Annotated in this window: 17 protein-coding genes and 1 tRNA gene; 9 read left to right on the forward strand and 9 right to left on the reverse strand. The window is 70.3% G+C overall.

Annotated features, from left to right (window positions below; genetic code table 11):
- Positions 1–235: 235 nt before the first annotated feature.
- The 3 genes from BLQ77_RS19000 to BLQ77_RS19010 form a co-directional block, all read right to left on the reverse strand.
- Complete coding sequence (locus BLQ77_RS19000; RefSeq protein ID WP_089962062.1) at positions 236–3,637, reverse strand: DNA translocase FtsK; 3,402 nt, start codon at positions 3,635–3,637, stop codon at positions 236–238.
- A gap of 19 nt (positions 3,638–3,656) precedes the next feature.
- Complete coding sequence (locus BLQ77_RS19005) at positions 3,657–4,838, reverse strand: aminotransferase class I/II-fold pyridoxal phosphate-dependent enzyme (RefSeq protein WP_089962065.1); 1,182 nt, start codon at positions 4,836–4,838, stop codon at positions 3,657–3,659.
- A 285-nt stretch (positions 4,839–5,123) separates the two neighbouring features.
- On the reverse strand, positions 5,124–6,452 hold the full coding sequence (locus BLQ77_RS19010; protein ID WP_089962068.1) for an amidase: 1,329 nt from the start codon (positions 6,450–6,452) through the stop codon (positions 5,124–5,126).
- Positions 6,453–6,536: 84 nt separating this feature from the next.
- On the opposite strand from BLQ77_RS19010, the gene BLQ77_RS19015 reads away from it, so the two are divergent.
- From BLQ77_RS19015 to BLQ77_RS19025, 3 genes are all read left to right on the forward strand, one after another.
- Positions 6,537–7,754: a UbiH/UbiF/VisC/COQ6 family ubiquinone biosynthesis hydroxylase gene (locus tag BLQ77_RS19015; RefSeq protein WP_242661778.1), complete on the forward strand. Its 1,218-nt coding sequence runs from the start codon at positions 6,537–6,539 to the stop codon at positions 7,752–7,754.
- Between the two features lie 167 nt (positions 7,755–7,921).
- On the forward strand, positions 7,922–8,941 hold the full coding sequence (locus BLQ77_RS19020) for an LLM class flavin-dependent oxidoreductase (protein ID WP_089962073.1): 1,020 nt from the start codon (positions 7,922–7,924) through the stop codon (positions 8,939–8,941).
- A gap of 106 nt (positions 8,942–9,047) precedes the next feature.
- The gene (locus BLQ77_RS19025; RefSeq protein WP_008884093.1) at positions 9,048–9,818 is read left to right on the forward strand and encodes an SDR family NAD(P)-dependent oxidoreductase; all 771 of its coding nucleotides are present in this window, start codon (positions 9,048–9,050) and stop codon (positions 9,816–9,818) included.
- Between the two features lie 31 nt (positions 9,819–9,849).
- On the opposite strand, the gene BLQ77_RS19030 is transcribed toward BLQ77_RS19025, so the two are convergent.
- The 3 genes from BLQ77_RS19030 to BLQ77_RS19040 all read right to left on the reverse strand — a co-directional run bounded on the left by BLQ77_RS19030 (position 9,850) and on the right by BLQ77_RS19040 (position 13,063).
- Positions 9,850–11,166, reverse strand: coding sequence for an MFS transporter (locus BLQ77_RS19030; RefSeq protein WP_089962076.1), 1,317 nt, complete (start codon positions 11,164–11,166; stop codon positions 9,850–9,852).
- A gap of 16 nt (positions 11,167–11,182) precedes the next feature.
- A complete protein-coding gene (locus BLQ77_RS19035) occupies positions 11,183–11,440 on the reverse strand; it encodes a metal-sensing transcriptional repressor (RefSeq protein ID WP_008884270.1) in 258 nt (85 codons plus the stop codon).
- A gap of 114 nt (positions 11,441–11,554) precedes the next feature.
- On the reverse strand, positions 11,555–13,063 hold the full coding sequence (locus tag BLQ77_RS19040) for a DUF2125 domain-containing protein (RefSeq protein WP_008885794.1): 1,509 nt from the start codon (positions 13,061–13,063) through the stop codon (positions 11,555–11,557).
- Positions 13,064–13,192: 129 nt separating this feature from the next.
- On the opposite strand from BLQ77_RS19040, the gene BLQ77_RS19045 reads away from it, so the two are divergent.
- From BLQ77_RS19045 to BLQ77_RS19055, 3 genes are read left to right on the forward strand one after another with little or no spacing between them, the layout of a single operon-like run.
- The gene (locus tag BLQ77_RS19045) at positions 13,193–13,942 is read left to right on the forward strand and encodes an SDR family oxidoreductase (protein ID WP_040383799.1); all 750 of its coding nucleotides are present in this window, start codon (positions 13,193–13,195) and stop codon (positions 13,940–13,942) included.
- Positions 13,939–14,547: an enoyl-CoA hydratase/isomerase family protein gene (locus tag BLQ77_RS19050; RefSeq protein ID WP_089962078.1), complete on the forward strand. Its 609-nt coding sequence runs from the start codon at positions 13,939–13,941 to the stop codon at positions 14,545–14,547. The genes BLQ77_RS19045 and BLQ77_RS19050 overlap by 4 nt, the downstream gene beginning before the upstream one ends.
- 10 nt (positions 14,548–14,557) lie before the next feature.
- On the forward strand, positions 14,558–15,226 hold the full coding sequence (locus BLQ77_RS19055; protein ID WP_089962080.1) for an SOS response-associated peptidase: 669 nt from the start codon (positions 14,558–14,560) through the stop codon (positions 15,224–15,226).
- Between the two features lie 14 nt (positions 15,227–15,240).
- On the opposite strand, the gene BLQ77_RS19060 is transcribed toward BLQ77_RS19055, so the two are convergent.
- The gene (locus tag BLQ77_RS19060; protein ID WP_089962082.1) at positions 15,241–15,633 is read right to left on the reverse strand and encodes a cupredoxin domain-containing protein; all 393 of its coding nucleotides are present in this window, start codon (positions 15,631–15,633) and stop codon (positions 15,241–15,243) included.
- A 111-nt stretch (positions 15,634–15,744) separates the two neighbouring features.
- On the reverse strand, positions 15,745–16,821 hold the full coding sequence (locus BLQ77_RS19065) for a methylglyoxal synthase (protein WP_089962084.1): 1,077 nt from the start codon (positions 16,819–16,821) through the stop codon (positions 15,745–15,747).
- 212 nt (positions 16,822–17,033) lie between these two features.
- Here BLQ77_RS19065 and ggt point away from each other — a divergent pair, with 212 nt between their 5' ends.
- Positions 17,034–18,827 (forward strand): gamma-glutamyltransferase, encoded by a 1,794-nt coding sequence (gene ggt / locus BLQ77_RS19070; RefSeq protein WP_207545859.1) that lies wholly within the window; start codon positions 17,034–17,036, stop codon positions 18,825–18,827.
- Positions 18,828–18,830: 3 nt separating this feature from the next.
- Here the strand turns inward: ggt and BLQ77_RS19075 are convergent, their stop codons facing one another.
- Positions 18,831–19,313: a flavodoxin family protein gene (locus BLQ77_RS19075; RefSeq protein ID WP_089962087.1), complete on the reverse strand. Its 483-nt coding sequence runs from the start codon at positions 19,311–19,313 to the stop codon at positions 18,831–18,833.
- Between the two features lie 92 nt (positions 19,314–19,405).
- Between BLQ77_RS19075 and BLQ77_RS19080 the strand changes: the two genes are divergently transcribed.
- Positions 19,406–19,479 (forward strand) — tRNA-Gly (locus BLQ77_RS19080).
- A gap of 135 nt (positions 19,480–19,614) precedes the next feature.
- The gene (locus tag BLQ77_RS19085) at positions 19,615–21,414 is read left to right on the forward strand and encodes an ABC transporter transmembrane domain-containing protein (protein WP_089962089.1); all 1,800 of its coding nucleotides are present in this window, start codon (positions 19,615–19,617) and stop codon (positions 21,412–21,414) included.
- The last annotated feature ends 36 nt before the right edge of the window (positions 21,415–21,450 follow it).

Genomic DNA, 21,450 nt, shown 5'->3' on the forward strand with positions numbered 1-21,450 from the left:
GTGTTCCGGTGACAGATAGGGCGCGCCCGGGCAAATGACAAAGCCGCGCCCCGCGAAACGGCAAATCCGCGCCTGCCCGCCCCGGCCCGGCCCCCCGGGACCGCCGCCGCCGTCCCCTCTGCCCCTGAAACGGAAAGAAGCCACGGAACCGACCGTCCCGTGGCTTCCTGGCTTTAAATATCCCGGGGGTGTCCGCGTCAGCGGACGGGGGCAGCGCCCCCTCCCGGAGCGGGCCTCAGGCCTGCTCCGGCACCAGGATCTCGCGCTTGCCGACGTGGTTCGCGGGGCTCACGACGCCCTCGTCCTCCATCTGCTCCACGAGGCGGGCGGCCTTGTTGTAGCCGATGCCCAGCTTGCGCTGGATGTAGGAGGTCGAGCACTTGCGATCCTTGATCACTATCGCCACCGCCTGGTCGTAGAGCGCGTCCTCGCCGCCGGTGTTGCCGCCGGTGTTCAGCCCCAGCACCGCGTCGATGTTGTCGGCCTTCTCCTCGTCCGGCCCCTGCACCACGCCCGAGACGTATTCCGGCGGACCGAAGGCCTTGAGGTGGTTCACCACCTCCTCGACCTCTTCGTCCGAGCAGAACGGCCCGTGGCAGCGGGTGATCTTGGCGCCGCCCGCCATGTAGAGCATGTCGCCCATGCCCAGCAGCTGTTCGGCGCCCATCTCGCCAAGGATGGTGCGGCTGTCGATCTTCGAGGTCACCTGGAACGAGATCCGGGTGGGGAAGTTCGCCTTGATCGTGCCGGTGATGACATCGACCGAGGGCCGCTGCGTGGCCATGATCAGGTGGATGCCAGAGGCCCGCGCCATCTGCGCGAGGCGCTGGATGCAGGCCTCGATCTCCTTGCCCGCAACCATCATCAGGTCGGCCATCTCGTCGACGATGACGACGATGTAGGGCATCTTCTTGGGCTCGAACTCCTCGGTCTCGAACACCGGCTCGCCGGTCTCGTCGTCGAAGCCGGTCTGGACGGTACGCTTGAACATCTCGCCCTTCTTCAGCGCCTCGGCGACGCGGCCGTTGTAGCCGTCGATGTTCCGCACGCCCATCTTGGACATCTTGCGGTAGCGGTCTTCCATCTCGCCCACGACCCACTTGAGCGCCACGACGGCCTTCTTGGGGTCGGTCACCACCGGCGACAGCAGGTGCGGGATGCCGTCATAGACCGACAGTTCCAGCATCTTGGGGTCGATCATCACCAGCCGCAGGTCGTCGGGCGTGAGCTTGTAGAGCAGCGACAGGATCATGGTGTTGATCGCCACCGACTTGCCCGAGCCCGTGGTCCCCGCGATCAGCAGGTGGGGCATCTTGGCGAGGTTCGCGACGACCGGGTCGCCGCCGATGTCCTTGCCAAGCGCCAGCGGCAGCTTCTGGTTGCCGTCGCCGTAGTCGCGGCTCGACAGGATCTCGCGGAACGAGACCATCTCGCGCTTCTCGTTGGGCAGTTCGATGCCGATGACCGAGCGGCCCGGCACGGTCGAGACCCGCGCGGACAGCGCCGACATCGAGCGCGCGATATCGTCGGCCAGGCCGATCACCCGCGAGGCCTTGAGACCCGGCGCGGGCTCGAGCTCGTACATGGTGACCACCGGGCCCGGGCGGACCGAGACGATCTCGCCCTTGACGCCGTAGTCGTCGAGCACGGTCTCGAGCATCCGGGCGTTCTCTTCCAGCGCCTCGTCGCTCAGGTGGTGGCGCTCGATGGCATCGGGGCTGGCGAGCAGGCCCAGCGGCGGCAGTTCGAATACCGCCTCGGACGGGTCGAAGCCAAGCTGAGGCTGGGCCTCGGCCTGTGCGCGGCGCGACGGCTGCACGGGCTTGCGCTGGGGCTGCTGCACGACCTTCTTGGGCTGTGCCACCGGAATCTCGGGGCGCGCCATGTCGGCGGGCAGCGCCGGGATATAGTCGTCCTCGTCGCGGTAATCGTCGTCATCGCCATAGTCGCCGTGATCGCCATAGGCGTCATAGGCATCGGCCTCGCCGGCGTCCGCGGTCTCGTCACCGGCACTGTAGCCGTCATCGTCGCCGTAGTAGCCGTCGTCGTCCCCGTCGGTCTCGGGCTGCCACGTCGGAACCGGCGGCTCGGCCTGCGGGATCGGGCCCCGGTCGACGCGCGGGAAGGACCGGGCCTCCGGCGCCTCGGTCCCGCGGTACTCGGTGGCGTAGTCGTCGGCGAAATCGTCCGAATAGCCGTCGGAGAAGTCCTCGGCGAAATCGGTGTCGGCATCCTCGGCCGGGGCCGGCGGGATGGCGCGCGCCACGGCGGGCGCGGCGGCAGCGGCCACGGCTGCGGTCGCCGCGACACCGGTGCGCACTGCCGACAGCGGCGGCTCGGGCGGCAGCCCGGCGGCGGGTGCGTGGGCGGCGGTCAGCGGCGGCTCGGCGCGCGGTGCCGGGCGGTAGATCAGCGGATCGGGACCACGGCCACGGCCCTTGGTGAGCGGCTTGCTCGGGTCGGGCACGAAGGCGGGCTGCGCCGGCTCCTCGGCGGGGTCGCGGCGGCGGGCGCGGATCACGTCGGCGATCTTGGCGCGGATGCGGTCCTGGCGCGGCTCGTCCACGTCATAGTCGAGGATCTCGGCCTCGTAGAGCTCGGGCTCGGGCAGGTCCTCGGGCTCGGAGCGCTTGATGAGCGAGGGCATGCGCGACAGCAGGCTCGGCTTCTTGGGCTCGGGCTCGGGCTCGGGCGCGTGCACCGGCTCGTCCCAGTCGACCACCGGCTCGTCGTCTTCCATGTCGTAGGCATAGGTGGCGGGCTGGTGGCCGCGCTGCGGTGCCACCAGCGGCGCGGAGCGCACCACGGGCGCCGCGGGGGCGGCGGACATGACCGGCGCGCGCTGCACCCGGTTGGCCGGGGCGACGGGGGCGGGCACGGCTTCCTGCTCGGCCGCCCAGGCGGCGGCCTCGGCCTCTTCGTCGCGGCGGCGCTGACGGCGGCCGGAATGGGCCGCCTGCATGCGCTGCGCCGCCGAGATCGACGAGTTCGCGCCGCGGCCAAGCAGGTTGAGGATGGTGGCATAGACCATCACCGAGCCCACCAGCAGGAAGCGGCCGAGGCCGCGCAGCTCGGTCTTGGTGAAGCCGAGCACGAAAGCGCCCATGGCGACGATGCCGATGCCCAGCACGACCATGACCAGCTTGAGCCCGAGGCCGGCCCCCAGCGGCAGCATGCCCAGCACCGAGCCCATCATCATGTCGCCGAAGAGCCCGCCGAGCCCGAAGCTGTGGGTCCATTCCGGCCCGACGGCCTGACCGGCGGCGTAGACGGCGGAGAGGGCGATCCAGATCGGGGCGAAGACGATCCGGGACAGCGCGCGCTCTTCGCCCTGGTGGAGGGCGAGGCGCAGCCCCCATACGAGCAGCACGAGCGCGAGGCCCCAGGCCCCCCAGCCGACGATCATGAACAGCGGCGCCGCGATGGAGGCCCCGATGCGGCCCATCCAGTTCTGCACCGGCGCGTCGGTGGCCGACAGCCAGGACGGATCGTCCGGCGTGTAGGACCCGATCATCGCCGCGGCCATCAGTCCAAGGGCCACGAGTGCGAGGCCGGCCAGCTCCTTGCCGCGCTTCTCGATCGCCGCCTGCATGTTGCTGTCGAAGAGAGGGTCTCTTCCCCGTGTCTGATATGCCATCGCTCGCCTCGTGTTTTTCTTATTGCCCATAGAGACAGTCACGAAGTCTCGTGAGCCCCTGTTCGGTCTCGTCGCGGGAGGCCACGAGGGCCACCCTGATATACCCCTTGCCCGGGTTGCCCGCGTCCGTGTCGCGCGAGAGATACGCGCCGGGCAGCACGCGCACGCCCGTCTCGGTCCAGAGCTTCAGCGCCGCCGCCTCGCCGTCCTCGACCGGCAGCCACAGGAAGAAGCCCGCCTGCGGCGGCTCGTAGCCCGGCACGTTGCCGAAGATGCGGTCGGCGAGCTCGAACTTCTCGAGGTAGAGCGCGCGGTTCTCGACCACATGCGCCTCGTCGGCCCAGACCTTCTCGCTCACGCGCTGGATCGGCAGCGGCAGCGGGGCGCCGGCGTAGGCGCGGAGCTGCTTGATGCGCTTCATGCTCTCGGGCCCGGCGGCCACGAAGCCCGAGCGCAGCCCGGGCAGGTTCGACCGCTTGGAAAGCGAGTGGAAGATCACCACGCGCTCGGGGTCGACGCCCATCTCGGTCGCCACCTGCAGCGCGCCGGCAGGGGCCTCGCCGCGGTAGATCTCGGAATAGCATTCGTCCGCGAGGATGCGGAAATCGTGCTTCTCGGCCAGCGCGATAAGCCGTTCCCAGTAATCGCGCGAGGCCACCGCACCCTGCGGGTTCGCGGGCGAGCAGATATAGGCCAGCGCCGCCCGGTCGAGGATCTCGTCGGGCAGGCTCTCGTAATCCGGCAGGTGGCCGGTTTCGCGGGTGGCGTTGACGAAGACCGGCTCGGCCGCGACCGAGACCGTGCCCACCGCGTAGACCTGGTAGAACGGGTTCGGGATCAGCACCGTGGGCTGCTTGCCGTCCCTGGTCTCGGGGCAGAGCGCCATGGCGGCGTTGTAGAGCCCTTCGCGCGTGCCGTTGAGCGGCATCACCTGAGTCGCCGGATCGACGCTGACGCCGTAGCGGCGGGCGATCCAGTCGGCGATGGCCTGCTGCAGCTCGGGCGTGCCGTCGTTGGGGGGATACTTGCCGAACTCGGCGACATTCGCCGCGAGGACGTCACCGACCCACGACGGAAAGGCGTGCCTGGGCTCGCCGATGGTCATGTGAATGGTGGGCCCGCCCGCAGGATGCACGTCAAGAAGTGCCCGCAGACGCGGGAACGCATAGGGCGGCAGGTTCGAGAACCGCTCGGGAAACATGGGCAATTCTGCCTCTGGTGCCTGTGATACTGCTTGTCTTCTCGGGGTCGTCGACGCCCCGTTTTGAAGGGAAGATACGGGAAGAGGCGCCGCTTCGTCCAGCGTGCAGGTGCATCCGCCGGGGCCTGTGGCGGGAATGCCGCAGGGGGCTCACGACGCGCGCAAGCCCGCTTTTTGCCTTGTGTTTTCCTTCGGGCCGTCCAACGCCCCCGGGGCCGCGGGAGGGGGCTCTGCCCCCGTCCGCTGACGCGGACTCCCCCGGAGTTTATCTGGCAAGATGAAGGGTCAGGAGAGCGCCTTCTCGGCCCCCGCGCCGAGCCGCAGCAGGCGGTCCTCGTCGTTGGGCGGGCACATCAGCGAGATGCCGCAGGAGGGCACGCCGGTGGGCAGGGTCAGGGTGCAGGTCCCCATGACGTTGCCGACGCGGGTGTTGCGCAGCGCGAGCAGGTTCTCGGTCACGTAGTAGTCACCGCCCTCGAGCAGCTTCGCGACATTGGGCGGCAGGATCGGCGCGGTCGGGCAGAGCACCGCGTCGAAGCCGGCGGTGGCCTTCGCCCAGGCCTCGCGCGCGGCGATCATGCGGTTCCAGGCGCGGATGTAATCGGCGGCGCTGACGCTGCGACCGCTCTCGAACCGCTCGCGGATCGGCGCGAACATGGCCTCGGGGTCAGCCTCGATGACCTCGCCCCAGAGCGCCCAGGCCTCGCCGGTGTAGAGGATGCCCGCGTCGGCCATGGGAATGGCGACCTCGGGCACCTCGAGATCGACGATCTCGGCCCCGGCCCCGGTCAGTTTCGCCAGCGCCCGTTCGTAGCCGGCGGCGGGCTCGGCGCGCAGGTCGTCCTCGACGATGGTGCGCAGCCGGGCAAAGCGCTTGCCCTCGACGCTGGCGCCGGTGAGGTCGGGCGCGGTGCGGCCCTCGAGCGCCGCGAAGACCAGCGCCGCGTCCTCGACGGTGCGGCAGAGCGGGCCCACTGTGTCGAAGCCCACGGCCAGCGGCACCACGCCCTTGAGCGAGACCCGGCCCGAGGTGGTCTTGAGACCGACGAGGTCGTTCCAGCACGACGGGATGCGCACCGAGCCGCCGGTGTCCGAGCCGATGCCAGCCGCTGCCAGCCCGAAGGCCACCGAGGCCGCCGCACCCGAGGACGAGCCTCCCGCGACTGCGTCCGCGTCGTTCACCGAGGGCGGCGTCGCGGTCATCGGGTTGAGCCCGAGTCCGGAGAAGGCCAGTTCCGACATGTGGGTCTTGCCGAGGCACACCAGCCCCATGGCGGTCGCCACCTTCAGCACCTCGGCGTCCTCGTCCGGGATGCGCCCGGCGAGCAGCTTCGAGCCCGCCTCGGTGGCCACGCCCGCGGTGTCGAAGAGGTCCTTCCAGCTGACGGGCACACCGTCGAGCGGCGAGCGGCGCTGCCCGGCGGCGGCGCGGTCGCGGGCGGCCTCGGCCTCGGCCAGCGCGCGCTCGGGCGTCAGGCGGGCGTAGATGCGGTCCTTCAGCGGGTGCGCCCCGATCTTGTCGAGAAAGCTCTGCGCCAGCGCCACAGGGTCGATCTCGCCCTTGCCGATTGCCCGCCCCAGCTCCGCCGCGCTCATGCCCGTCCAGTCGCTCATCACCCAAATCCTCTGCTGTTCGGCGCGACCGTAGCGGCACCTCCGCGCATGGACAATCCCGCCCGGGGGCGCATATTGGCGACCATGGAACATGATTGCGACATCCTCATCGTGGGCGGCGGGCTGAACGGCCCCGCCCTGGCGCTGGCGGCGGCGAAGGCCGGGCTGAAGAGCATCGTGATCGACGCCCTGCCCGCGGACACCCGCAGCGGCGACGATTTCGACGGGCGCGGCTACGCGCTGGCGCTGGCGTCGGTGCGGATGCTCGCGCGGCTGGGGCTCTGGGACACGCTCGAGGCCCACGCCCAGCCGATGCACGAGATCAAGGTCACCGACGGGCGTGTCGGCGAGGCGCAGGTGTTTCTCGGGCTGCATTTCGATTCCGCCGAGATCGAGGAAGGCCCGATGGGCCAGATGGTCGAGGACCGCTACCTGCGCCGCGCCCTGCTGGCGGCGATGGAGGCCGAGCCGCTGGTCGCGCAGCGCGCCGGCGAGACGGTGATCGCGCAGGAGACCACCGCCGGGGGCGTGACCGTGACCCTGGCCAGCGGTGGCACCCTGACCGCGCGGCTGCTGGTGGGCGCCGACGGGCGGCGCAGCGGCACCGCGACCCGCGCCGGCATCCGGCGCACCGGCTGGGGCTACGGCCAGACCGCGCTGGTCTGCGCCATCGCCCACGAGAAGCCGCACGAGGGCGTCGCGCACCAGTTCTTCATGCCGCCCGGGCCGCTGGCGATCCTGCCGCTGCCCGGCAACCGCAGTTCCATCGTCTGGAGCGAGCGCGACGACCGCGCCCGCGCCATCAACGCGCTGCCGGACGACGAGTACCTCGCGGTGCTGCGCCCGCGCTTCGGCGACTTCCTCGGGGAGATCTCGCTCGCCGGGCAGCGCTTCCTCTACCCGCTGAACCTGACGCTGGCGAACAGCTTCATCGGCGAGCGGCTGGTGCTGGTGGGCGACGCGGCCCACGGCATGCACCCGATTGCCGGGCAGGGTCTCAACGCGGGGCTACGCGACGTGGCGGCGCTGGCGCATGTGATTTCGCACGCCCAGCGGCGGGGCGAGGACATTGCCTCGCCGGTCGTGCTCGAGCGCTACCAGCAGTGGCGGCGCTTCGACACCGCCTCGCTGGCCGCCGCGACCGATCTCTTCAACCGGCTGTTCTCGAACGACAACCCGCTGCTGCGCTTCGGGCGAGACCTGGGGATGGCGGCGGTGAATGCGGTGCCGGGGCTGCGCCGCGGCTTCATCCGCGAGGCCGCTGGGCTCACCGGGGACCTGCCGGACCTGATGCGGGGCTGAGCGCCCCGTCTGGCGCACCGGGCAGAGCCGCGAGCCCGCCGCGCGCGGATGCACAGACCCTGCGCCAAGGCGAACCGCCCGGCACCTTGCCCCGGGAGGGGCGCGGTTCCTATCTGGAAAACAAGGGCGGCATGTTGCCGCCGCTTCCGTTTCAAGGAGCCGTCATCATGAAGAAAATCGGATTTCTGTCCTTCGGGCACTGGTCTCCGACGCACGGCAGCCAGGTCAAGACCGCGGGCGACGTGCTGACCCAGTCCATCGAGCTGGCCGTCGCCGCCGAGGAGCTGGGCCTCGACGGGGCCTATTTCCGCGTGCACCACTTCGCGCGCCAGCTCGGCTCGCCCTTCCCGCTGCTCGCCGCCGTCGGCGCCCGGACCTCGAAGATCGAGATCGGCACCGGCGTCATCGACATGCGCTACGAGAACCCGTTCTACATGGCCGAGGACGCGGGCGCCGCGGATCTCATCGCCGGCGGACGGCTGCAGCTCGGCATCTCGCGCGGCTCGCCCGAGCAGGTGATCGACGGCTGGAAATACTTCGGCTACCGCCCGGCCGAGGGCGAGACGCCCGCCGACATGGCCCGCCGCCACACCGAGGCCTTCCTGGACCTGCTCGAAGGCAAGGGCTTCGCCGAGCCGAACCCGCGCCCGATGTTCCCAAACCCGCCGGGGCTGCTGCGGCTCGAGCCCCATTCCGAGGGGCTGCGCGACCGCATCTGGTGGGGTGCCGGTTCGAACGCCACGGCGGTCTGGGCGGCAAGGCTCGGCATGCACCTGCAGAGCTCGACCCTGAAAGACGACGAGACCGGCGAGCCGTTCCACGTCCAGCAGGCCGACCAGCTGCGCGCCTACAAGGCGGCGTGGAAGGAGGCCGGCCATGCCCACGCGCCGCGGACCTCGGTCAGCCGCTCGATCTTTGCGCTGACCAACGACACCGACCGCAAGTACTTCGGCAGGGGCGGCAAGGAATCCGATCAGGTCGGCTTCATCGAGCAGCAGCGGTCGATCTTCGGCCGCGGCTACGCGGACGAGCCCGACCGGCTGATCGAGCAGCTGAAGGGCGACGAGGCGATTGCCGAGGCGGACACGCTTCTGCTCACCGTGCCGAACATGCTGGGCGTGGATTACAACGTCCACGTCATCGACACGATCCTGAAGGAGATCGCCCCGGCCCTCGGCTGGCGCTGACCCTGCGCGCCCCCGGCTGCCGTCTCAGAACCGTGTGTCGGGGGCGCTTCCCATCCCCCCGGCGCCGTGCCAGTGTTTCCGGTACGTTACGGGAGGACGGATATTTATGAACGGACATTGCGCAATCGTGACCGGTGCCGCGCGCGGCATCGGACTGGCCACGGCCGACCTGTTCCACGAGCTGGGATGGCGGGTGGTGCTGGTGGACCGCGACTCGGAGGAGCTGGATTTCGCGGCCACGCAGCGCCCCGAGGCGCTGGCGCTGACCCTCGACATCTCGGACCCCGAGCAGGTCGACGAGATGGTCTCGCGCACGCTGGACTGGGCCGGGCGCATCGACGCGCTGGTCAACAACGCGGGCGTCGCCGAATTCGGCCCTATCGAGAGCTGCGACTTCGCCATGTGGCGCCGGGTGATGGCGACCAACCTCGACGGCATCTTCCTGTGCAGCCAGGCCTGCACCAGCGCGCTGAAGGAGACGCAGGGCTCCATCGTCAACATCTCGTCGATCAGCGGGCTGCGGGCCTCGACGCTGCGCGTCGCCTACGGCACCTCGAAGGCGGCGGTGATCCAGCTCACCAAGCAATACGCCGCCGAGCTCGGCGATTTCGGCGTGCGGGTGAACTGCGTCGCTCCCGGTCCGGTGCGCACCAAGCTCGCCATGGCAGTGCACACGCAGGAGATCATCGACGCCTATCACGACGCGGTTCCGCTGAACCGCTACGGCACCGAGCGCGAGCTGGCCGAGGCCATCGTGTTCCTCGCCTCGCCGAATGCCTCCTACATCACCGGGCAGGTGCTGGCGGTGGACGGCGGCTTCGATTCCACCGGCGTCGGCCTTCCGGCGCTGCGCGCGGCCCACGCGGCACGGGCCTGAGCGCCCCTGAGTCCCTGCCCCGCGCGCCGGATCAGCGCGCGGGCCAGACCCGGTGCAGGTCGTCGATCACGAAGGCATGGGAATGGCGGTGTCCGCCCGCAAGATGCGGGTGGTCGACGGGAAGCTGGTCGTGGCTGTGCGCCACCTCCACCGGGTCGTCCGCCGGCCACATCCGCAGCGCCGCCACGATCCCCGCCACCGCCAGCAGCGCCAGCACCAGCAGCGCGGGCACGGTGCCGAAGCCGGTCTGCAGCCAGCCCGAGAGCGGGTAGCTCAGCAGCCAGCAGGCGTGCGACAGCGCGAACTGCGCCGCGAAGAGCGCCGGGCGGTCCTCGGGATGGGCCGAGCGCCGCAGCAATCGGCCCGAGGGCGTCTGCACGGTGGAATAGCCGATCCCCACCACCAGCCACGCCGCCAGCAGCGGCAGCCACGAGAGCCCCTCGATCGCCACCAGCGCCGCGAGCGCGGCCAGCGACGCGACCATGGTCCAGGCGCCCGCGATCATCACCGGGCGGTCGGCGACGCGGTCGAGCACCCGGGGCAGCACCAGCGCCGCCGCCATCGAGCCCGCCCCGAAGGCGAACATCGCCATGGCCAGCGCGCTCTCGCCCAGCCCCAGCTCGCCGCGCACCAGCACCACCGAGTTGACCAGCACCATGGCGCCGGCACCCGAAACCGCGAGGTTCAGCCCCAGCAGCCCGCGCAGGCGCGGAGTCGCGAGATAGATGCGGATGCCGCGGGTGGTGCGGTCGTAGATGCCGCGCGGCTCCGGGGCCTTGGGGCTCGGCAGCAGCACCGAGACCACCAGCAGCGCCGAGGCGGCGAAGCCCGCCACGGTGCCGAGGAACAGGGTGTTGTAGCTCATCACCGCAAGCAGCAGCCCCGCGAGGGTCGGCGAGACGATGTTCTCGAGATCGTAGGCCAGGCGCGACAGCGACAGTGCGCGGGTGTAGCGGGCCTCTTCCGGCAGCACGTCCGGGATTGTCGCTTGGAAGGTCGGGGTGAAGGCCGCCGAGGCCGATTGCAGCAGGAAGATCAGCACGTAGACCTGCCAGATCTCGGTCACGAAGGGCAGGCAGAGCGCCGCCGCGCCGCGCACGAGGTCGAGCGTCACCAGCAGCCGCCGCCGGTTCACCCGGTCGGCGAAGGCCCCGGCCACCGGTGCGATGCCCACGTAGGCCACCATCTTTATGGCGAAGACCGTGCCCAGAACCATCGCGGCGCCGTCGCCCGCGAGGTCGTAGGCCAGCAGCCCCAGCGCCACGGTGGCAAGCCCGGTGCCGAGCAGCGCCACCACCTGCGCCAGAAAGAGGTGACGGTAGGTGCGGTCTGCAAGGATGTCGAACATGGGGCCTCGGAAAAGGTCAGAGATAGCGCGATATCGCCTTCAGCTCCGCCCGGTCGTGGTCCGTCTCGGCGTCGAGGCAATGGTCCATGTGATCGTGGATCAGGGCCTGCTTGGCGTTGCGGATCGCGCTTTCCACGGCCTGCAGCTGCTGCGCCACCTCGAGACAGGGGCGCCCCTCCTCGATCATGGCGGAAACCGAGCGCAGGTGCCCCTCGGCCCGCTTCAGGCGCGAGACGATCCTGGGGTGGCTGGCGTGGCGGTGCGGATGGGTCATGGCTTCTAGATTATCCTCCCCCGGGGGATACGGCAAGGGCAGTGAAAAGCCTTCCGCCGGACCATGGGGCCCGGCGGAAGCGTTTGATCGAATGGCAGGCGACCGGGCGGCGCGCTAGCGGATGCGCTGCCCGTTGGCCAGCACCTGGCCCTTGTCGTTGACCTCGAGCGTCGAGGTCAGCGAGTCGGGCTCGTCGCCCGGCACCGCGAACATGCCCAGCATCATGCGCGCGCCCATGGCCTCGCGCTCCTCGATGGCGCCCAGCTCGATGAGCCGGTCCATCAGCGCGTTGGCACCGGTCAGCGACAGGTCGAGCTGGCCCTCGGGCCGCGGCACGCCGTCGAAGGTCGTCTTGTCGCTGTTGTCGAAGGTGAACGCCCCCTCCCCCGTCAGCCTTGCGCCAACGGCCTCGACCGTCAGGTTGCGCAGGGTAAGCGCGTTCAGCTCGGCGGGCTCCTTGCCCAGCATCTCGAACCCGGCCATCGCCTCGGGGTTGGTGAAATCGACCAGCGGCGTGACCTTGGCGGTGAGATCGAGCATCACAGTCGCGGGATCGCGCGGCATCACGCCCTTGGGGTCGAAGATGCTCCAGACCCCGTCCGACAGAGTCAGCCCGCCAAGGGTCACGCCCAGCGCGGCGTCCTCCGGCGTCTCCGAGACGGCGGTCGGCATGGCAAGGTTGAAGCGCATTTCGTCCATCGAAGCGCTGACCGGGAACGGCAGGTCGCCGCTGGTCATTGCCCAATTCACCCCGTCGGCCGCCACGTCATAGGCGAGGTCGTCGCCCGAGAGCTTCACGGCAATGCGCCCCCCCTCGCTCGAGGTCTCGCCAGTGGCGGTCTTGCCGTCCTCGGAGAACGAGAAGCGCGACGAGCCGGCGCCGAACTCGCTGGTGCTCGACAGCCGCAGGGCGGCGTCGCCGGTGGCGGGGGCATCGGGTACATTGGCCTCGGTGGCGCTGTGCAGCCCGGTGAGCGTGCCGCTCAGGGTGCCGGCCGAACGGCTTTCGGGGTCGTCGAACATCAGGTCGTAGGTCAGGTCGCCCAGCGACACCGTCTGGGTGATGTCCCGGCCACCGTCGCGGTGCACGACGCGGGCGTCGCCGTCGACCGGCCCGGTGCTGGCGTCGAACCGCGCGCCCTCGGGCGGGATCGTCTCGCCATCGACGATGAGCCGCACCAGCTCGATTCCCAGCGAAGTCGCGGCGAAATCATAGGTCAGGTCGCCCGGGTCGCCCGAGACCGTCAGCGCAAAGTCCCGCGCGTGGTAGTCGAGCGCCATGTCGATGCTCTCCTCGTCCTTGGGATCCACCTTCACCATGATCGGCATGGTTTCGGGCAGGCGCACCGAGACGCTGCCGTCGCCGGTCGGCGCAAGGATCATCTCGCCGATCTCGAACACGCCCGAGCCGTTGTCCTCGGGCATCGGCATGGCGATCGAGAGCGGCGTCACCACCAGCCGGTCGCCATCCGTCGTCTCGCGCGCGGTGACCTCGTAGCCGAAGCTCTCGAGGTAGCCCTGCAGCTCGTCCCAGACCTGCTGCGGCGTCACGTCCGCAAGGGCGGGCGTGCCCGCGACAAGGGCCGTGACCGCCGCCGCGACGGTGAGTCTCGAAACGCACATGATGAATCCTCTCTCAGGGCAAAAGGCACTTTGCTGAAACTTCGGATCCCTGTCCCGCAGGGTCAAGAGGCTGGACCGGGGGTATTCCAGCCTTTACCAAGGTTGTGAATCGAGAAAACGAGGCATCTCATGGATCTGACAGGGAAAACCGTGATGATCACCGGAGCGAGCCGGGGCATCGGTGCCGCCGCCGCCCGGGTCTTCGCAGAGGCCGGTGCAAAAGTCGCGCTGGTGGCCCGCAGCGGCGACGCCATCGCCGAGCTCGCAGGCGAGATCGGCCCCGCGGCCGTTGCCATCCCCTGCGAAATCTCGCGCTACTGGGAGGTCGAGCAGGCGGTGCAGAACTGCCTCAAGGCCTTCGGCTCGCTCGACATCCTGGTGAACAACGCCGGGGTGATCGAGCCCATCGCGCCGCTGGCCGCGGCCGATCCGGCCGAGTGGGGCGCGGTGATCGACATCAACACCAAGGGCGTCTACCACGGCATGCGCGCGGCGCTGCCGGTGATGCTGGAGGCGGGTGGCGGCAGCATCCTGACCATCGGTTCGGGTGCGGCGCATGATGCGCTCGAGGGCTGGTCGGCCTACTGCACCTCAAAGGCGGGCGCGCTGATGCTGACCCGCTCCGCCGACACGGAATACCGCGACAAGGGGATACGGGCGATCTCGCTGTCGCCGGGCACCGTCGCCACGCAGATGCAGAAGACCATCAAGGCCAGCGGCGTGAACCCGGTGAGCGAGCTCGAGTGGACCGACCACATCCCGCCGGAATGGGTGGCGAAGGCCCTGCTCTGGATGTGCAGCGCCGAGGCCGACGTGCATCTCGGTGGCGAGATCAGGCTTCGCGACGAGGCGATCCGCCGCCAGGTCGGAGTGATATGATCTCGCTCGAGAAGGACGGCGGCTACTGGCTCGCCGTCATCGACCGGCCCGACAAGGCGAACTCGCTGACGCCCGAAATGCTCGAGCGGCTCTGCGAGATCGCCGAGGCCGCCCGTGACGCGCAGGTGCTGGTGTTGACCGGCGTCGGCAAGGTGTTCTCGGCCGGGGCGGATCTGGACGCCGCCCGGGCCGGGCTTGCCACCTCGCCGCTGTGGGAGCGCCTCTCGGGCGCCATCGCGCAACTGCCGGGGCTGACGGTCTGCGCGCTCAACGGCACCATTGCCGGCGGCGCCATGGGCATGGCGCTGGCCTGCGACCTGCGGGTCGCGGTGCCCGGTGCCAAGCTCTTCTATCCGGTGATGAAGCTGGGCTTCCTGCCACAGCCCTCGGACCCGGTGCGGCTGGCGGCGCTGGTCGGACCGGCGCGCGCCAAGATGATCCTGATGGCGGGCCAGAAGATCCCCGTGGAAGAGGCGCAGACCTGGGGCCTGATCGACCGCATCGTCGAGCCCGACGCTCTGGTGACCGAGGTACGCGCGCTGGCCGCCGACACCCTCGCGGCGGATCCGGCGCATGCCCGCGCCATCAAGGCGATGATCCGCTAGGGGCCGGGGCATGTGCGGACGTTACGCCATAACGCTCGCCAAGGAGGCCATGGCCCAGCTCTTCGAGGCGGTGCCCGCCAACGACCTGCCCGACATCCCCAACTTCAACGTCTGCCCCACCGTGCAGGTGCACACCGTGCGCAGTGCCGAGGGGGTCCGGAGCCTCGCGCCGATGCGCTGGGGCTTCCTGCCGCACTGGTACAAGACACCCACCGACGGCCCGCTGCTGATCAACGCCCGTGCCGAGACCATCGCCGAGAAGCCCGCCTTCCGCGCCGCCTGCCGCGAGCGCCGCTGCCTGATCCCCGCCAGCGGCTTCTACGAATGGACCAAGGACGAGGACGGCAAGCGCCTGCCCTGGTACATCCACCCGGCCGATGCCGACACGCTGGTCTTCGCCGGGATCTGGCAGGACTGGGAACGGGACGGCGAGCAGTTTCGCACCTGCGCCATCGTCACCACAGGGGCCGAGGGCGAGATGAAGACAATCCACCACCGCATGCCGGTGATCCTCGCGCCGCAGGACTGGCCGCTCTGGCTTGGCGAAAGCGGCCACGGCGCGGCGACGCTGATGCGTGCCGCGCCCGAAGGCTCGCTGCGCTTTCACCGCGTCGATCCGGCGGTCAACTCCAACCGCGCCAGCGGGCCGGAGCTGATCGAGCCGATCGACCCGACCTGACGGCGCGGGCCGGCTCAGTTCTCGTGGTTGCGCTCGAGGTTCCGCTCAAGATCCAGCGGCGGCTCGACGGTGTAGTCCACCACCCCCGCCACGGTGCTGCCCTCGGTCAGCAGGTCGCCGTAGCTCTGCTGCATCCCCGCCACCACGTCGATGATCGACTGCTCGCCCGGCTGCAGGAGCCCGGTGCTCCAGCTGTCGTCAGTCGCCACGGCGGACATCGCAAGGTCGGAGTTGTTCACGAAGCGGATGGTGTCCCCCACGGTCGGGTAGACGTAGTCGGGGAAGTAGCCGATGCCCATCATCAGAACGTAGTGTTCTTCGGCATGGACCGCCGCAGAGAGAAGCGCCACCGACAGCGGGATGGAAAGGGTCAGGGCAAGGGCCCGGCAACCTGTCTTGCGCAGCATGGTTCGCTCCTTCGAAAGGCACAACACGGCCCCCACCGCTTTGCCGGTGGCAAGGATTAAGAGACGATTAGGGCGAGAGTTTGACCGCTTCCCGCAAGCACCGCGGCGGGGTCAGAGGCTGTCAGACCCCAACAGCGCGGTGGCGATCATGTCCGCCGCCGACGGGCCCAGCGCCAGCGGCGTGTCGTGCAGCACCGAAAGCCGGGTCAGCGCCTGCAGGTCAGCCTCGCCGCCATGCGGGACCGTCGGGTCGGCGAAGAAGATCACCGCGTCGAGCTCGCCCGTCGCGATCAGCGCGCCGAGCTGCTGGTCGCCCCCGCGCGAGCCGCGCTGCAGGCGGTGCACGCTGAGCTGAGGCGCGGCCTCCGAGATCACGTGGCCGGTGCCCCCGGTGCAGATCAGCCGGTGCCCCTCGAGTGCGGCGGCGTGGCGCGTGACCCAGGCCCGCAGATGCGCCTTGCGGGTGTCGTGGGCGGCCAGCGCGATGCGCCGTGGCGCGGTCGAACGTGCACGCGCCCGTGCTGTCAGGCCGAGGATGGCGCGGACCTGCGCGGCGAAACCGGGCCCCTCGGCGGGAAAGGCCCCGGCGAGCGCCGCGGTGCCCACGGTGAAGCCCCCTGCCCCGGCCTCGGCAGCGGCGTTGATGCGGGCCTCGCCGTCGATGCTGCCCGCCATGATCACCGGTTTGCCGACGGCGCTGCACACCGCGCGCATCAGCGCCGGCACGTCACCCGCGAATCGATAGGCCAGCAGGTCGAGCCCGTGCACATGTTCCAGATCCGCGAGCTTTCGGGCCGAGTCGACGATGGCCTCGGCCGGCCCCTCGAGCACGCTCGGGTGGCCCGAGATCCGGCCCGCGAAGGGATAGTAGCGCAGCGGGTGGCTCCGGGTGACCTGGGTCACCGCCTGCGGTCGGGTGCCGCCCAGCAGGCAGTCGACATCGAGGTCCACCGCGGCGCGGGCCGAGGCGAGCTCGCTCTCCTCGTCGAGGCTCACCACCTCGAGATAGGTCCGCCCGCCCGAGCTGCGAATCGCATCGGCAAGCCCCTTCAGCTCGGAGAACGGCAGGCCCACGTCCTTGAACCCGATGTGCCGGACCCCGCCCTCGAGCGCCTCGTCGATTCGGGCACGGGCGTCGGGGATGGTGCGGTCGTTCTCGGTGAGCATGAGGATGAAGTCGAAAGCCATGGGATCCTTCCTGTGCTTCGCGGGGCCTCTGCTCTGCCGGGCTTCTGCCGTGCCGGGGCCGTGCTGCAACCCTAGCGCCATTGCCGGTGCGGTCAAAGGTGCTCACGCCCCCCGGGCGGGGTTCTGCGGGTTTTCGCGGCGCGAGTGCATGGGGGCTGCACGACCGGCCATCGCTTGCTAGGCTGGCAGGCAAAGCGAACAGGGAGATCGCCATGAACAGACTGCTTCTTTCCCTTGGCCTTGCGATGCTTGCCGCCGCGCCGGCGCTGGCGCAGGACGCCGCGGACAGCGTCGCCCCCGAGGCCGCCACCGAAGATGCCGAGGCCTTTGCCTCGATCTCCGAGCCCGCGCGCAAGGCGCTGGAGGCCCGGCAGTCGGGCGTGCCCACGGAGGCGCAGGACTGGATGGTCGCCGCGGCGAATCCGCTGGCGGTCGAGGCCGGCGCACGGGTGCTGCGCGAGGGCGGCACCGCGGCGGATGCCATGGTCGCCGTGCAGGCGGTGCTGGGGCTGGTCGAGCCGCAATCCTCGGGCCTCGGCGGCGGTGCCTTCCTTGTCTGGTACGACGCCGAAAGCGGCGAGATCACCACGCTCGACGGGCGCGAGACGGCGCCGCTCGACGCCAACCCGCGGCTGTTTCAGGACGAGGCGGGCGAGCCGCTCAAATTCTTCGACGCGGTGGTGGGCGGGCTCTCCGTCGGCACCCCCGGCACGCCGCGCCTGATGGAGGCCGCCCACGAGCGCTGGGGCAGCGCCGACTGGTCCGGGCTCTTCGACGAGGCCATCGCGCTGGCCGAGGACGGCTTCACCGTCTCGCCGCGGCTGGCCGGGCTGGTCGCCGAAGAGGGCGAGCGGCTGCAGACCTTCCCCGCGACCGCCGCCTATTTCTTCCCCGACGGCGCCGCCATCGAGGCGGGCAGCCGCCTGACCAACCCCGACTACGCCGCGACCCTGCGGAGCATCGCCAGCGAAGGCGCAGATGCCTTCTATACCGGCGAGATCGCCCTGGACATCGTCGCCGCCGTCCAGGGCGCCGAGGGCAACCCCGGCAAGCTCTCGACGCTCGACCTGATGCGCTACCGGGTGGTCGAGCGCCCGGCGGTCTGCGCGGCGTTCCGCGCCCACGAGGTCTGCGGCATGGGCCCGCCCTCGTCGGGAGCGCTGACCGTGGGGCAGATCCTCGGGATGCTCGACAGCTACGACCTCGCGGCGCTTGGCCCGGAGAGCCCCGAGGCATGGCGGCTGATCGGCGACGCCTCGCGCCTCGCCTTCGCCGACCGTGACCGCTACATGGCCGACAGCGACTTCGTACCGATGCCGGTGAAGGGCCTCGTGGCGCCCGACTACCTCGCCTCGAGGGCCGAGCTTCTGGCCGGCGACGACGCCCTGCCCGAGGTCGCCGCGGGCAACCCGGCATGGGACCACGCCATGCTGCTGGCCGATGACGAGAGCATCGAGCTGCCCTCGACCTCGCACATCTCCATCGTCGACGCGCAGGGCAACGCGCTGTCGATGACCACCACCATCGAGAACGGCTTCGGCTCGCGGGTCATGGCGCGGGGCTTCCTGCTCAACAACGAGCTCACCGATTTCTCCTTCCGCAGCCAAAGCGACGGCGTGCCCATCGCCAACCGCGTCGAGCCCGGCAAGCGTCCGCGCTCGTCGATGTCCCCCACCATCGTGACCCGGGACGGCGCCCCGGTGCTGGTGATCGGCAGCCCCGGCGGCAGCCGCATCATCGGCTACGTGGCGCAGGCCATCGTCGCGCATATCGACTGGGGCATGGACGTTCAGCAGGCGGTGGCGATGCCGCATTTCGTCAACCGCTTCGGCACCTACGACCTCGAGGAAGGCACCCCTGCCGCCGATCTCGAGACGCCGCTCACCGAGCTCGGCTACGAGGTAAGCGTGCGCGAGCTGAACTCGGGGCTGCACGCCATCGCCGTGGGCGACGGGCTGAAGGGCGGTGCCGATCCGCGCCGCGAGGGCATCGCACTCGGCGAGTGAGGCTCAGAACACCCCGAGGCTGAGCCCCGCCGCCATCGCCGCGCCCAGCTCGCGGCAGCGGTCGAGCTCGGTCTCGGGGATCGTCTTCTGCGCCAGGATCGCCTCGGGCGTCTGGGCGTGGGTGCAGACGATAAGCGGCGGCTGCACCTCGCGCAGGCGCCAGCCGGTGGCGATGCGGGCGGTCTGGCGGGCCGCACCCTCGCCATCCGAGCCGGCGCAGATCATCTGCGCATAGGGCCGCCCCTCGATCCGGCCCAGTACCGGGTAATAGCAGCGGTCGAAGAATTCCTTCATCAATCCTGACAGCGCCGCGAGGTTCTCGGGCGCGCAGAAGAGGTAGCCGTCGGCCCGCAGCAGATCCTCGGGTCCCGCGTCGGCGGCGGTCTTCAGCACCGTCGGCGCCTCGGCGCGCGCCGCCTCCGCCGCAGCCCCGGCCATGGCGCGGCTGCCGCCGGTGCGCGAGTGATAGACGATCAGCAATTCCATCCGCCAAGCCTAGCCGCGGCGGCCCCGACGGCAAGTCCCGCATCGCCGGTCTTGACGCCCCAGACCCCATGAAATATGCAAGCCGTCAATGCGCGGGCGTTGTGTAATGGTAAGACCTCAGCCTTCCAAGCTGATGATACGGGTTCGATTCCCGTCGCCCGCTCCAGATCCTTCCCCATGAGCCCCCGACACGCACGCTGCTCCCGCGCCGTGCCCGGACCATCGTCGCCCTTGCGGCATGCTGCGCCTTGATTCCTGCGCGAACCGTGGCAAAAGACCTTCGCGCAGGACAGGAGACGGCATGGCACACGGAAACCCCGCATCGGCAATCGCGGAAGAGCGCGGCAAGTCCCGCAGGCTTGGCTCGCTCCGGGCACTGCTGCCCTTCATGCTGCCCTACAAGGGGCTGATGTTCGCCGCCACGCTGGCGCTGATCGCCACCGCGACGGTGTCGCTGACCCTGCCCATGGCGGTGCGCCGGGTGGTCGACAACTTCAACGCCGAGGACGGCGCGCTGCTCGACTACTACTTCACCGCGGCGCTCGGCATTGCGGCGCTGCTGGCGATCGGCACCGCCGCCCGCTATGCGCTGGTCACCCGGCTGGGCGAACGCGTGGTGGCCGACATCCGCAAGGCGGTTTTCGACCGGGTCATCGGCCTTTCGCCGGTGTTCTACGAGAAGATCATGACCGGCGAGGTACTGAGCCGGATCACCACCGACACCACGCTGATCCAGTCGGTCATCGGCTCCTCGGTCTCCATCGCGCTGCGCAACGTGCTGATGATGGCGGGCGGGCTGGTGCTGATGCTGCTGACCTCGGCCAAGCTTACCGGGCTGGTGCTGCTGCTGGTGCCCGTGGTGATCGTGCCGATCCTCACGCTGGGCCGCCGCCTGCGCAAGCTCAGCCGCGAGAACCAGGACTGGATCGCGGTCTCCTCGGGCAACGCCGCCGAGGCGCTGGCCGCGGTGCAGACCGTTCAGGCCTTCACCCACGAGACGATCTCGCGCGGGACCTTCGGCGAGGTCACCGAAAAGAGCTTCGACGCGGCGCGGCGCCGGATCTGGGTCCGGGCGCTGATGACCGCCATCGTCATCTTCCTCGTCTTCACCGGCATCGTCGGCGTGCTCTGGATGGGCGCCTGGGACGTGCGCGCGGGCGACATGAGCGCCGGTGCGCTGGTGCAGTTCGTGATCTACTCGGTCATGGTCGCGGGCGCCGTCGCGGCGCTGTCCGAGATCTTCGGCGAGCTGCAGCGCGCCGCCGGCGCCACCGAGCGGCTGGTCGAACTGCTCGAGACAGAGGACGCGGTGCAGGACCCCGCCGCCCCGCAGCGCCTGCCCGCCCCGGTGCGCGGCGAGATCGGCTTCGAGCACGTGCAGTTCTCGTACCCGTCGCGGCCCGGCGTCTCGGCGCTGGCGGATCTCGACATCACCATCCGTCCCGGCGAGACCGTGGCGCTGGTTGGCCCCTCGGGCGCCGGCAAGACCACCATTGTGCAGCTGATCCAGCGCTTCTACGACCCCGATGCGGGCCGGGTGACGCTCGATGGCGTGGCGCTGGATGCGCTCGCCCGCGACGACTTCCGTCAGCACATCGCGCTGGTGCCGCAGGATCCGGTGATCTTCGCCGCCTCCGCACGCGACAACATCCGCTTCGGCCGCCCCGACGCCACCGACGCCGAGATCGAGGAGGCCGCGAAGGCCGCCGCCGCGGACGGCTTCATCTCGGCCCTGCCCGAAGGCTACGACACCTATCTGGGCGAGCGCGGCGTGATGCTCTCGGGCGGCCAGAAGCAGCGCATCGCCATCGCCCGCGCAATCCTGCGCGACGCGCCGGTGCTGCTGCTTGACGAGGCGACCTCGGCGCTCGACGCCGAGAGCGAACGCGCGGTGCAGGCGGCGGTGGACCGGCTCGCCGAGGGCCGCACCACGATCATCGTGGCGCACCGGCTGGCGACGGTGAAGAAGGCCGACCGCATCGTGGTCATGGATCAGGGGCGCATCGTGGCACAGGGCTCGCATGACGCGCTGGTGGCCGAGGGCGGGCTCTACGCCCGGCTCGCGCGGCTGCAGTTCACCGACGGCATCGCGGCGGAGTAACCCGCCCCCTCAAACGCAAAAGCGCCGCCCCAACCG

Source organism: Salipiger thiooxidans (genome assembly GCF_900102075.1).
Lineage (GTDB): Bacteria > Pseudomonadota > Alphaproteobacteria > Rhodobacterales > Rhodobacteraceae > Salipiger > Salipiger thiooxidans.